Genomic DNA, 12,295 nt, shown 5'->3' on the forward strand with positions numbered 1-12,295 from the left:
TTCCTATTCCTGGTGCCCGACGCCCACGTCGGTCACCTGATCGGGGGCCGCCGAGCGCGGCCCTTCGGTTGTGTGTGAAGCCCGTCGTCGGTCTCGTTTGGCGACTTGCGCCGGCGGCGGGCCCACCGAGTCCCGCCGGATGACGGGACACTCCATTCGGTGCGGGGCGTCCTCATCCCCCTCCGCGCGGACGCCGAGCGCGACCTCCATCGCCCAGCGACCCATCTCGTAGTGGGGCAGGGCGATGGTGGTGAGAGGTGGATCCAGTTCCGCGGCGACGAGCTGCTGGTCGTCGTAGCCGACGACGGAGAGGTCGCGCGGAATGTCGAGTCCGCGGCGATGGGCGGCGGTGTAGACGCCGATCGCCATGCGGTCGTTGAAGCAGAAGATCCCGGTCGGGCGCTGAGCCTCCGGAAGGTCGAGCAGACGGTCGGCGGCCTCGCGCCCGCCCTGCGCCGACGTCTCGCCGCGCACGTGCAGGGCCGGGTCGACATCGATGCCGGCCTCGGCGAGGGCGGCGAGATAGCCCTCGTGGCGCAGCCGCGACGCGATCGGCTCGGGGTCGCTCGTGTCGAGGTAGGCGATGCGCGTGTGACCGGCCGCGATCAGCTCGCGTACCGCGGCCTCTCCGCCCGCGCGGTCGTCGGGGACGACGCTGCGGAATCCGCCGGCCGCCGGATAGCAGTCGAGCATCACGGTGCCGGCGGGAAGACCTGCCGGCGCTGTGGCGGCGCGGTGCCACATCGCCGCGTACAGCACCGCGTCGACCTGCTGGGCGGTCATCGCGCGCACGGCCTCGGCTTCGACCTCGGCGTCGCCTCCGGTGTCGACGAGCATCACCATGTGGGCGTTCTCGCGGGCGGCGTCCTGCGCCCCGGCGAGCATGCGGCCGGCGAAGGGGGTCGTCGCGATCTGATCGGAGATGAGGCCGACGATCCGGGTGCGCTGGGTGCGAAGCCCCCGGGCGACCGCGCTGGCCGAGTAGCCCACGGCGTCGGCGGCCTCCCGCACACGCTGCCGGGTCTCCTCGGAGATGCGCGACTGGGCGTTGTTGAGCACGAGCGAGACGGTCGTGACCGAGACGCCCGCGGCGGCGGCGACGTCGAAGATCCGTGCCCGGCCCATTTCCCACCTCACATCCTCGTGCTGCGACTTCGGTGCTGAAGTCGGGTGATAAAACGATTTATCGGGATGCTAGAGCACACCCGGCCACCTCGTCAACACCCGCCGACCAGGAAGCTCGCGGGTACAATCGGCGCATGGCTGACTCTTCGTTCGACATCGTCTCCAAGATCGACCGCCAGGAGGCGGACAACGCGCTCAACCAGGCCCGCAAGGAGATCGAGCAGCGCTACGACTTCAAGGGGACCGGGGCGTCGATCGAGTGGAGCGGAGAGGCGATCCTCATCAAGGCGAACAGCGAGGACCGTGCGAAGGCCGTGCTCGACGTGTTCCAGTCCAAGCTCATCAAGCGGGGCATCTCGCTGAAGTCGCTGGAGTCGGGAGACCCCGTCGTCAGCGGCAAGGAGTACCGGCTCACGTCGACGCTGAAGGAAGGCATCTCGCAGGAGAACGCCAAGAAGATCGGGAAGATCATCCGCGACGAGGGCCCGAAGTCGGTGAAGTCGCAGATCCAGGGCGACGAGCTGCGGGTCCAGTCCAAGTCGAGGGATGACCTCCAGGAGGTGCAGCGCCTGCTGAAGGCGGCCGACCTCGACGTCGATCTGCAGTTCGTGAACTACCGCTAGCGCGGAAGACAGCAACAGGTCAACCCCGTCTCGTCAGACGGGACGCCGACATACTCTGGGGAATCAGTCTGGGGAGACCCCGGAGAGGGCGGATGCGCAGAGCGAACAGCAGAATCGTCGGTTGGTGTGTGGTCGGAGCGCTCGTCTGCGCGCTCCTTCCCGCGCAGGCGGCACAGGGCGAGACGACGACCCCTGCCCCGGCACCGACGACGGAGGCCACCGCGTCCGCGGACGATCCCCACGCGTCCGCGGAGGATGCCACCGGATCAGCGGACGATCCCGCCGCCTCTCCGACCCCCACCCCCTCCGCCGTGCCGACGGCGGGACCGGACAGCACGCCCGCGCCGGCTCCGTCCCCTTCGCCGACGGAGACCGAGGCCGGCCACGACGACGAGGACGCGGAGCACGCCGAGCACGAGCACGACGGTCCCACCATGCCCCTCACCCGCGAGCTCCCCAACGGATCGCTGCCCTCGCTGGCCGGTGAGAGCACGGTGGCGACGCAGTCGCGGCTCGCCGCCTCGTACGGGCCTCAGCCCGTCTTCCGCTTCCCGTTCGCGCCGGGCAAGCGCTGGGGCATCAGCGGTTCGCACGCCGACAGCGACGGCATCCATCGCGGCGCGATCGACTTCGCCCCGCTGAGCTCATCGGACAAGCGCGTGCTCGCCATCGCGTCGGGCCGCGTCTATCGCGTCTCGTGCGCGAACGGCTGGTTCCTGGGCATCGACCACGGCGGCGGCTGGATGTCCGAGTACTACCACCTGCGGGAGGCGAAGTCCTCGCTGATCGGCAAGTGGGTCGAGGCGGGCACCTCCCTCGGGCTTGCCGGGCAGACGCTCCCCTGCGGCGGCACGCCCGGCAGCAGCGCTCACGTGCACCTGTCGATCCTCAACACCGCGGTGAGCGTGCCCTCCGGCAAGCGGCAGTACATCCCCGTGACGGGGATCCAGTACGACCGGTTCCTCTACAGCGACTCGAGCGGCTACTACAACGGCGTGTGGCGGGACTTCGCCGGGCGCACGGTGCTGACATCGCGCGGCGTGACCTGCTGCCTGACGGCGTCCAGCCGCGTGGGACCGTCGAGCCCCAAGGCCGTCCTGCCCGACGCGAACGGCAACGGGATCGACGACCGCACCGAGATCCTCCCGTGGGACACCGACCTCGACAGCGACGGGCGGCCCGAGCTCATCGGCTTCGGCAGCTCCGGCGTGCTCGTCTCGGACAACCGTGGCAATCGGTTCGCCGCGGACGTGCGCGCGCTCTCCTCGTTCACCTCGGGGGCGTGGACGGTGTCCAAGACCCCGCGCATGGTCATGGATGCCAACGGCGACGGCAGGCCCGACGTCGTGGGATTCTCCAGCAGCGGCGTCTACGTCGCGCTCGGCAACGGGAGCGGCGGCTTCGGCGCTCCCCGCAAGTGGGTGAACGGGTTCGGCACATCGACGGGCTGGAGCGTGACCCGGCACCCGCGCACGCTCGCGGACGTGAACGGCGACGGCCGCCCCGAGATCGTCGGCTTCTCCGCGGCGGGCGTCGCCGTCGCGGTCAACAACGGCTCGTCGTTCAGCGCGGGCAAGATCTGGCTGCGGGGCTTCGGTTCCAACGCGTCGGTGGGCGGATGGAACACCACCCAGCAGGTGCGCTACGTCATGGACGTCAACGGGGACCGCCGCGCCGACATCGTCGGGTTCGGCGACAGCGGCGTGCACGTCGCGCTCAGCACCGGCAACGGCTTCAGCACTCCGACGCGCTGGACGACGGCCTTCGGCACGAGCCGCGGCTGGAGCGCCGCCTCCACGCCCCGCTACCTGGAGGACATGAACGCCGACGGGCGCCCCGACATCGTCGGCTTCGGTCCGCAGGGCGTGTTCGTCGCCCTGAACACCGGCTCGGGCTTCGCCACGGCACGGAAGTGGACCTCGAGCTTCGGGAGCGGATCCTCGGGCGGCTGGCGGGTGAACCGCGACCCGCGCACGCTCGCCGACATCACCGGCGACGGGCGCCCCGACATCGTGGGCTTCCGCGTGGACGGCGTCTACGTCGCCCGCAACACCGGCTCCTCCTTCGCCAAGGCGGTGCGCTGGACCACCGACTTCGGTTCGCGCGAGTGGACGCTCGGGCTCATGCCGCGCGCCGTGGTCGATGTGAACAACGACGGACGCGCTGACATCGTCGGCTTCGCCCGCCATGGCGTGCACGTCGCACTCAACGACGGGAGCCGGTTCCGGGCGGCCGCGCACTGGAGCCTCGACTACGGGTGGGGCATCTCCTCCGGGGACTGGCACATCCGCACCAAACCTCGAGGCATCAGCGCGGGCTGAGGCGGGGGCGACGGCTGAGCGCGCCCAGCAGAAGCCAGCGTTCGAGCGCGTCGTAGGCCCGGTCCCGCGGCTCCGGCGCCGACAGGAACACGTCGTGGATGGCGCCGGGGATGCGGGCCACGGTCACGCGCTGCCCGATCCGCATCGCGGCACGGGCGATCTCGTCTACGTCGAGCACCGAGTCGGTGGCGGTCATGGCCTCCGCCCACTGCACCGGGGAGGTCCATCCGCCGGAGAGGAGCACGAGCGTCGGGCAGCCGACGTCGATGCCGGAGGCGACCGTGGCATGACCGGCGATGATCGCCGCCAGCCAGCCCGGATGCGTGGGGAACCCGCGCTCCGGGCGCCAGGTCTCATGACCGACGGGAAGGGTGCCGAGCTCGCGCTGCGCGCGCGTGTAGAAGCCGAGATCGACCTCGGGATGGCGTCCGAGCGGATCGACGCGCGCGGCCGCGCGCACGAGCGGCGCGATCGCCTGCCGTCCGAAGGAGCCGAGCTGCAGCTCCAGCCAGGGGCTGTTCAGGACGAGGGCGGATGCGGTCCGGGGATGCCGCGCCGCCCAGAGACTCAGCGTGAGCCCTCCGGTCGAGTGCCCGAGCAGCACGAGCCGGCGCGGACGCGGCCCGCGGATCGCGTCGACCGCCGCGCCGATGTCGGCGTCGTAGTCCGACAGCGAGGCGATGTAGCCCGGCGTCTGCCCCGGACGGAGGCTCCGCCCGTACTTCCGCAGGTCGAGCGCGTAGAAGCGGGCGCCGCGCTCGTTCCAGAACCGGGCGAGGCCGGTCTGGAAGAAGTAGTCCGACCAGCCGTGGACGTAGAGCACGTCGACGTCCCGCAGCGGGCCGGTCAGCGCCTCCCAGCCGGACGGCAGGCTCCGCACGAGCGTCGCGACGATCTCGCCCTCGGCGTCGGAGCCCAGCGGCAGAGTGCGCTGCCGGAACGGCTCCCCCAGCACATCGGGGACCCAGTCGTCAGCCATGCCGTCAGCCTAGCCGCGGGATCCGTGCCGCCGCGGGGTGCGCGCGCCTCGTGAGAACCCCTGCCGGTGGCCGGGCCCGGCGGTCACTCGCCGCGCGAGACCCGCACCATCTCTTCGCGGTCGACGACCTTGATGCGGGCGCGCTCCTGCGGTGCGCCGAGGGCGACCTCGTGCTCGTCGAGCCGGTGCCAGCCGTCGAGGTCGGTCCACCGCACCCCGCGCTCGGCCAGCAGCGCCGGGATCGCCTCGTCGGACGGGTCCTCGGGGTTCCACCACGATCCCTGGTCGTTGATCAGGTGACGGATGGTCTCCATCGCGTCGGACTTGGTGTGCCCGATGAGCCCCACCGGGCCGCGCTTGATCCAGCCGGTCGCGTAGACGCCCGGCACCCGCTCGTTGGAGTCCTTGCGGAGCACCTGGCCCTCGTGGTTGGGGATGACCCCGTGGCGCTTGTCGAACGGCACCCCCGCCAGCGGCGAGCCGAAGTAGCCCACGGCGCGGTACACCTGCTGCACGGGGATCTCGCGCAGCTCGCCGGTGCCCTCGACGCCGCCCTGCCCGTCCGGGCGGGTGCGCTCGTACACGATGGCGGCGGCACGTCCGGTTTCGTCGGTCTTGATCTCGATCGGCTTCGCGTAGAAGTGCAGGTGGAGGCGACGGCTCGCCTCGCCGCCGGCGTTGTTCGCGCTGGGGCGCTGACGCCACGACTGCAGCACCCGGTCGATCACCATGACCTGCTTGTTGCTGGCGATCGCCGCGCGGCTCGCGTCGTCATAGTCGAAGTCCTCGTCGTACACGACCATGTCGACGTCGCGCAGCTCGCCGAGCTCGCGCAGCTCCAGCGGGGTGAACTTGACCTGGGCGGGGCCGCGACGGCCGAACACGTGCACGTCGGTGACCTGCGACGCCTCGAGGCCGCGCTGCACGTTCTCGGGGATCTCGGTGACGAGCAGGTCCTCGGCGTGCTTGGCCAGCACGCGGGCGACGTCGAGCGCGACGTTGCCATTGCCGAGCACCGCCACCGAGCTCGCATCCAGCGGCCACTCGCGCGGGAAGTCCGGGTGGCCGTCGTACCAGCTGACGAAGTCGGCGGCGCCGTACGACCCCACGGCGTCGATGCCGGGGATGTCGAGCGCGGCGTCCTTGATCGCGCCGGTGGCGAAGATGACGGCGTGGTAGTGCTTCTGGAGGTCGTCGAGCACGAGGTCCTCGCCGAACCGGACGTTGCCGAAGATCCGGATGTCGCCGCGGTCGAGCACGTCGCGGAGCGCCGTGATGATCCCCTTGATGCGGGGGTGATCCGGCGCGACGCCGTAGCGGACGAGACCGTACGGCGCGGGCAGCTGGTCGAACAGGTCGATCGAGACGTCGAACTTGCGCTCGGCCTTCAGGAGGATGTCCGCGGCGTAGATGCCCGCAGGTCCCGCGCCGACGATGGCCAGCCTGAGCTTGGTCATGGTGTTCCTTTCCGGAGGATCCGGTCGTTGAGCGTGTCGGAGGTCTCCGCGTCCCGGCGATTTCGTGCGGGTCCCGGGCGGCTGCCGGTGCGTCGGAGGACCGTCAGTGGGAGCGGTCCACCATGACCCGCGCGAAGCGCGTGAGCGCCTCGCGCACGGGACCGGGCGGGAGCGGTTCGATGGCGGACACGGCGCGTCGCGACCACTCGGCGGCCAGCTCCCGGGTGGCCTCGGTCGCGGGGTGCTCCCGCAGCCGCGCCAGGTCGTCGTCCAGCAGCACGGGATCCGCGCCGTCGGCGATCCGGGCCACGCCGTCGTCGATGGCCGCCTTCAGCGCTTTCGACGACGGGTCGGAGCTGCGGCCGAGGAGCAGGTAGGGCATGGTCGGCACCCCTGCGCGCAGGTCGGTCCCGGGCACCTTGCCGGTCTCGTCGGGATCGGCCGAGAGGTCGATGACGTCGTCGAGGAGCTGGAAGGCGATGCCGACCCGCTCGCCGAACTCGAGCACCGGGGTCGCGTACTCCGACGGCGCATCGGAGAAGAGCACGCCCGCCTGCCCGGCGGCGGCGATGAGGGAGCCGGTCTTGTCGGCCAGCACCTGCAGGTAGAACTCGACGGGGTCGTCGCCCGCCTGCGCTCCCACCGTCTCGTGCATCTGACCGAGCACGAGCCGCTCGAACGTGTCGGCCTGCAGGCGGATCGCCCGCTCGCCGATCTGCGCCATCAGCTGGCTGGCGCGCGAGAAGAGCAGGTCGCCCGTGAGGATCGCGATGTTGTTGCCCCACACCGCGTGCGCGCTCGGCACACCCCGGCGGACATCCGCGCCGTCCATGACGTCGTCGTGGTAGAGCGAGCCGAGGTGAGTCATCTCCAGCGCGGTGGCGCCGGCGATCACGTAGTCGGTGGCGCCCTCGCCGAGCTGCGCCGTGAGCATCGAGAGCATCGGGCGGAGCCGTTTGCCTCCCGCCTCGTACAGGTAGCGGCTGGTGACGTCTGCCAGCGCATCGCCGACCTGCAGCTCTGCGGCGAGCTTCTCCTCGACCCGCGCGAGCCCGTCCTCGACGGCCGCGGCGAGGCGGCGCATCTTGGGTCCCGCGAAGATGCGCTCGGTCATGCCGAGGTGGCTCGTCAGCTGCGAGCCGGGCGCGGTGGGGCTCGGGGTCACCCTCCCAGCCTACCGGGGACCGGTCCGGGCCGGTTCCGTCCTCAGCCGTGAGACGGCTGGGGCTTCGGCGGACGCCGGGCGCGCGAGGCCGGCGTCAGCTGCTCGGCTTGCGGGCGCGGTGGAGGGCGACGATGCCGAACGAGAGGTTGCGGTATGCGACGTCCTCCCATCCGGCCTCCCGGATCCAGCCGGCGAGCGTCGGCTGGTCGGGCCAGTCCTTGATCGATTCGTTCAGGTAGTCGTAGGCGGCCGCGTTCGAGCTCACCGTTCGCGCCACCGCGGGAAGCACACGATCGTTGTAGAACCGGTAGAGCGCCCCGAAGGCCTGCGACGGCGGCTGCGAGAACTCGCAAATGACCAGGCGGCCTCCGGGCGCGGTCACGCGGAGCAGCTCGGCCAGGGCGGTGCGCGGCTCGTTGACGTTGCGCAGGCCGAAGGAGATGGTGACGGTGTCGAACTCGTCGTCGGCGAAGGGCAGCGCGGTGGCGTCGGCCTCGACGAAGGAGAGGTTGGGGATCCCCCCGTGCCGGCGGCGGCCCTCGGCGAGCATGCCCGGCGAGAAGTCGGCCGCCACGACCTCGGCCCCGCTGCGGGCCAGCGCCACCGAGCTCGCGCCGGTGCCGGCCGCGAGGTCGAGGATGCGCTGACCGGCCTTGGGAGCGATCGCCCGCGTCGTCGCCACGCGCCACAGCCGGTCGTTGCCGAGGCTCAGGATCGTGTTGCTGCGGTCGTACGCCGGGGCGACCTCGTCGAACATCCCGCTCACGCGGGCAGGGTCCTTGCCGAGGTCGGCGCGATGCGGCTGTTCGGTCACCGTTCGATCCTACGTCGCGGGGGACGCGCGCCGTCCTCGGCGGCGATGCGGAGCGGTGGCGTTTCCTCCCCAGGTGGGGTGCCGGCGGGGGTTGTCCACAGGAAGCAGCCCTGACCGGGGCTTTGTGGGTGTCGGTGTCGGTGCCTCCGGGAAGGATGGGGGCATGACGAACACCGGATCACTCGCGGCGGACCTTCGCCCCGTGGATGCGGTGGTGGATGAGCTCGTCGAGATCCGGCGCGGGATGGCGGCGCTGCAGGCCCGCGAGGCCGCGGTGCTGGCGCGGGCCGTGGAAGTGGTGCGGGCGCAGGAGGACGTGCCGGGACCGTCGGAGGTGCGGGACATTCCGCTGCGGTCGATGGCGGCGCAGCTCGGCGCCGCGCTGCGAGTGTCGGATCGGACGGTGCAGCGGCAGCTGTCCGACGCGGTGGTGCTGACGGAGCGGTTCCCCGCGACGTGGGCCGCTTTGGCGGCGGGTGAGGTCTCGGGGGCGCATGTGCGGGTGATCGTCGAGGCGGGACTGCCGATCGACGACGACGAGGCCCGCGCCGTGTTCGAGGAGTCGGCGGTCGAGATCGCCCGGCGGGAGACGCCGGGACGGTTACGGCCGGTGGTGCGGCTGCTCGCGGCGCGGTTGCATCCGGTGCCGCTGGCCGAGCGGCACGCGGAGGCGGCGCGGGGACGGGGCGTGTGGGTGCGCGACCTCGACGACGGCATGGCGGAACTGATCGCGACGCTGCCGGCGCATCTGGCGCACGGGATCCGCGACCGCCTCGACCGATACGCCCGGCGGGCGATCGACGCGCGCCGTGGGCGCGTCGGGAGCGACGAGGCGAGTGCGGCGACCGTCAGGACGACGCTGCTCGATGAGCCCGCTTCCGACCGCCGCGGGATCGATGAGATCCGTGCCGACGTCTTCGCCGACCTGCTGCTGACCGGGCACGCGACGCCCGAGGTCTCGAACGCGTCGATCCCCGAGACGGACGCGATCGTCGCGCACGTGCAGCTCACCGTGCCCGTCCTCACGGCCGTCGGCGCCGGTGACGCGCCGGCGGAGCTGACCGGCCGCGCCCCGATCGACACCGCGACCGCGCTGCGGCTGGCGGGCACCACGTCGGGATGGGACCGGGTGCTCACCCACCCCGTCGCCGGGACGGTGCTCGCGGTGGACCGGTACCGGCCGCCCGACCAGCTGAAGCGGGCGCTGCGGGTGCGAGACGAGCACTGCCGATTCCCGGGCTGCCGGATCCCGGTGCGAAGGTGCGACATCGACCACACCACCGCCAGAGAACACGACGGACCCACCGAACTCACCAACCTCGCCCACCTCTGCCGACGGCACCACACCCTCAAACACCACTCCGCCTGGCGGGTGAGACAGACACCCGACGGCATCCTGCACTGGACCAGCCCCACCGGCAGGCACTACCCCGACCGACCGGCGCGCACCCTGGTGTTCATGCCCGACGTCGGCTCGGACAGGGGCGGCGGCGTGATCGACGAGTTCCCCGCACCGTTCTGAGCAGACGACGGCGCGGCACAACACCCCGTGCTCGCTGCACGCCTCGCCGGGATCCGCCGCGCGCCCCCGCGATCAGCCCGGCACGTCCGTGATCCGTGCGCGCTCCTGCCCGCTCTGACGCGCGCCGGGCCGCCCGGCGACCGGATTAGGCTGACGATGTGAGTTCCTCGCCCGACGACAGCCCCCGGCTGCGGTCGGTGACCCGCGAGATCGACGCCATCGACGACGTGCTCGAGCTCGCGGACGCGGCGGATCCGATCGTCTGGTCGCGTCGCGGCGACATCCTGATCGGCACGGGCGGCCCCGCCGCCACGTTCCGCGGATCGGGGTCCCCCGGCGACGTGGCGCGATGGTGGCGGCAGGTCACGGAGACCGCCGAGGTCGACGACGCCGTGAACCTTCCGGGCACGGGCATGGTCGCGTTCGGCGCGCTGCCGTTCGACGCGCGCTCCTCCTCCGACGCGGTCCTCACCGTGCCGCGCCTGGTGGTGGGACGACGCGCCGGCCGCACCTGGCTCACGCACACCTCCCCCGCCGACGTCCCCGACCTCGCGTCGTCGACGTCGACGACGGCACCGACGGAGGCGACGGAGGCGACGGAGGCGACGGAGCTGACGGCACCGAAGCCGAAGCCGTACGGACCGCACTGGTCCGCGACCCTCGGTCCCGGCGCGCTGACTCCCGACGGCTACCAGGACGCCGTCCGGGCCGGACTCGATGCGATCGCCGCCGGCGAGGTCGCCAAGGTGGTGCTCGCCCGCGACCTCGCCGGCACCGTGCCTGCCGGGGCCGACCTCCGCCGCCTCGTGCGGGCGCTCGCATCGTCGTACCCCGACACCTGGACCTACGCGATCGACGGCCTCATCGGCGCGAGCCCCGAGACCCTCGTCACCGTCTCGGGCGGCACCGTGACCGCGCGGGTGCTGGCCGGCACGGCCGCGCGCGGAGCCGACGCCGACGCCGACACCGCCGCGTCGGTGGCGCTCGCCACGAGCACCAAGGACCTCGACGAGCATCAGTTCGCCGTCCAGAGCGTGCTCGGCGCCCTCCGGCCGCACACTTCCGCGCTCGTGTCGGAGGAGCAGCCGTTCATGCTGAAGCTGCCCAACGTCTGGCACCTCGCCACCGACGTCGAGGGGACGCTCGCCGGGCACGCCTCCGCGCTCGACCTCGTCTCGGCCCTCCATCCGACGGCGGCCGTCGCCGGCACGCCGACGCCTGCGGCGATCGGGATCATCGCGCGCCTCGAGCCGTTCGATCGTGGACGCTACGCCGGCCCGGTCGGCTGGATCGACGCCGACGGCGACGGCGAATGGGCGATCGCGCTGCGCTGCGCCCAGTTCCACCTGGCTGCCTCGTCGCCCGCGACGGTCCCGCTGACCGCGTATGCCGGCGCCGGCATCGTGGCGGGCAGCGATCCCGAGGCGGAGATGCTGGAGACGCGCGTGAAGTTCCGGCCCATCGTCGATGCTCTCGCCTGACCCCCTGCCGCGCAGGAACGCTCGGGCGTAGACTCCGCGCCATGTCGTTCCCGGGCGTGACGGCCTACGACGAGTTCATGGGGCGTTTCTCCGCGCCTCTCGCCGTGGCGTTCGCCGACTGGGTCGCCCTGGATCCGTGGGCGCGGGTGCTCGACGTCGGAAGCGGGCCCGGTGCCCTGACGGCCGTCATGGCGGCGCGGAACACCCCGCGCCGGGTCACCGCGATCGACCCGTCCGAGGACTTCATCGCCGCCCTCCGCGAGCGGTTGCCCGATGTCGCAGCGGTGGTCGGCACCGCCGAGGCGCTCCCGTTCCCCGTGAACTCCTTCGACGCCGCGCTCAGCGAGCTCGCGGTCCACTTCCTCACCGATGCCCCCGCCGGCATCCGCGAGATGGTGCGCGTCACACGACCCGGCGGCACCGTCGCGGCGTGCGTCTGGGACTTCGAGAACGATCGCGCGCCGCAGTCGGTGTTCCTGCGGGCGGCGCGCGAGGTCTCCGGAGCCTCCGCCCGTGACGGCAGACCCGGCACCCGGCGCGGACACCTCAAGCTGCTGCTGACCGAAGCGGGATGCCGCGACGTGGTCGGCGGCGAGCTGTCGGCGTCGGCGGCCTACGAATCGTTCGACGAGTGGTGGGATCTCCACCTGCTCGGGGTCGGCTCCGCCGCGGGCCGGCTCGATGGACTCGACGCCGCCGCGGTCGAAGAGGTCCGGCGACGCTGTCACGCCTCGCTCGGCGACGGCCCGTTCCGGGTCGAGGCCGTCGCCTGGACTGCCCGCGGCACGGTGTAGCGCCGCAGCCCGGC

10 protein-coding genes are annotated in these 12,295 nt (G+C 72.2%); 5 read left to right on the top strand and 5 right to left on the bottom strand.

Annotated elements, in window-relative coordinates:
• Window positions 1-3: 3 nt before the first annotated feature.
• Complete coding sequence (locus ACPWUT_RS11980) at window positions 4-1,125, bottom strand: LacI family DNA-binding transcriptional regulator (protein WP_425837891.1); 1,122 nt, start codon at window positions 1,123-1,125, stop codon at window positions 4-6.
• Between the two features lie 134 nt (window positions 1,126-1,259).
• Here ACPWUT_RS11980 and ACPWUT_RS11985 point away from each other — a divergent pair, with 134 nt between their 5' ends.
• Window positions 1,260-1,748, top strand: coding sequence for a YajQ family cyclic di-GMP-binding protein (locus ACPWUT_RS11985; RefSeq protein ID WP_284530074.1), 489 nt, complete (start codon window positions 1,260-1,262; stop codon window positions 1,746-1,748).
• Between the two features lie 128 nt (window positions 1,749-1,876).
• Complete coding sequence (locus tag ACPWUT_RS11990; RefSeq protein ID WP_425837894.1) at window positions 1,877-4,069, top strand: FG-GAP-like repeat-containing protein; 2,193 nt, start codon at window positions 1,877-1,879, stop codon at window positions 4,067-4,069.
• On the opposite strand, the gene ACPWUT_RS11995 is transcribed toward ACPWUT_RS11990, so the two are convergent.
• The 4 genes from ACPWUT_RS11995 to ubiE all read right to left on the bottom strand — a co-directional run bounded on the left by ACPWUT_RS11995 (window position 4,056) and on the right by ubiE (window position 8,484).
• Complete coding sequence (locus tag ACPWUT_RS11995) at window positions 4,056-5,048, bottom strand: alpha/beta hydrolase (RefSeq protein WP_425837897.1); 993 nt, start codon at window positions 5,046-5,048, stop codon at window positions 4,056-4,058. The two genes, ACPWUT_RS11990 and ACPWUT_RS11995, sit on opposite strands and share 14 nt — an antisense overlap.
• Window positions 5,049-5,131: 83 nt before the next feature.
• Window positions 5,132-6,505: an FAD-dependent oxidoreductase gene (locus tag ACPWUT_RS12000; protein ID WP_425837900.1), complete on the bottom strand. Its 1,374-nt coding sequence runs from the start codon at window positions 6,503-6,505 to the stop codon at window positions 5,132-5,134.
• 103 nt (window positions 6,506-6,608) lie between these two features.
• Window positions 6,609-7,670 carry a polyprenyl synthetase family protein gene (locus ACPWUT_RS12005; protein WP_284530082.1) on the bottom strand — a complete coding sequence of 354 codons (1,062 nt, stop codon included), beginning with the start codon at window positions 7,668-7,670 and terminating at the stop codon, window positions 6,609-6,611.
• Window positions 7,671-7,764: 94 nt separating this feature from the next.
• Window positions 7,765-8,484 carry a bifunctional demethylmenaquinone methyltransferase/2-methoxy-6-polyprenyl-1,4-benzoquinol methylase UbiE gene (gene ubiE, locus ACPWUT_RS12010; protein ID WP_425837903.1) on the bottom strand — a complete coding sequence of 240 codons (720 nt, stop codon included), beginning with the start codon at window positions 8,482-8,484 and terminating at the stop codon, window positions 7,765-7,767.
• Window positions 8,485-8,647: 163 nt separating this feature from the next.
• On the opposite strand from ubiE, the gene ACPWUT_RS12015 reads away from it, so the two are divergent.
• The 3 genes from ACPWUT_RS12015 to ACPWUT_RS12025 all read left to right on the top strand — a co-directional run bounded on the left by ACPWUT_RS12015 (window position 8,648) and on the right by ACPWUT_RS12025 (window position 12,281).
• A complete protein-coding gene (locus ACPWUT_RS12015) occupies window positions 8,648-10,006 on the top strand; it encodes a DUF222 domain-containing protein (RefSeq protein ID WP_425837906.1) in 1,359 nt (452 codons plus the stop codon).
• Between the two features lie 158 nt (window positions 10,007-10,164).
• Complete coding sequence (locus tag ACPWUT_RS12020; RefSeq protein ID WP_425837909.1) at window positions 10,165-11,487, top strand: isochorismate synthase; 1,323 nt, start codon at window positions 10,165-10,167, stop codon at window positions 11,485-11,487.
• 41 nt (window positions 11,488-11,528) lie between these two features.
• Window positions 11,529-12,281 carry a class I SAM-dependent methyltransferase gene (locus tag ACPWUT_RS12025; protein ID WP_284530088.1) on the top strand — a complete coding sequence of 251 codons (753 nt, stop codon included), beginning with the start codon at window positions 11,529-11,531 and terminating at the stop codon, window positions 12,279-12,281.
• The last annotated feature ends 14 nt before the right edge of the window (window positions 12,282-12,295 follow it).

The organism is Microbacterium sp. PA5 (assembly GCF_049860775.1).
In the GTDB taxonomy this organism is placed as follows: Bacteria; Actinomycetota; Actinomycetes; order Actinomycetales; family Microbacteriaceae; genus Microbacterium.

What these genes read in the sequence shown, in the direction of transcription:
- ACPWUT_RS11980 (WP_425837891.1), bottom strand. Translation starts at nt 1,125, where the DNA reads ATGGGCCGGGCACGGATCTTCGACGTCGCCGCCGCCGCGGGCGTCTCG.
- ACPWUT_RS11985 (WP_284530074.1), top strand. Translation starts at nt 1,260, where the DNA reads ATGGCTGACTCTTCGTTCGACATCGTCTCCAAGATCGACCGCCAGGAG.
- ACPWUT_RS11995 (WP_425837897.1), bottom strand. Translation starts at nt 5,048, where the DNA reads ATGGCTGACGACTGGGTCCCCGATGTGCTGGGGGAGCCGTTCCGGCAG.
- ACPWUT_RS12000 (WP_425837900.1), bottom strand. Translation starts at nt 6,505, where the DNA reads ATGACCAAGCTCAGGCTGGCCATCGTCGGCGCGGGACCTGCGGGCATC.
- ACPWUT_RS12015 (WP_425837906.1), top strand. Translation starts at nt 8,648, where the DNA reads ATGACGAACACCGGATCACTCGCGGCGGACCTTCGCCCCGTGGATGCG.
- ACPWUT_RS12025 (WP_284530088.1), top strand. Translation starts at nt 11,529, where the DNA reads ATGTCGTTCCCGGGCGTGACGGCCTACGACGAGTTCATGGGGCGTTTC.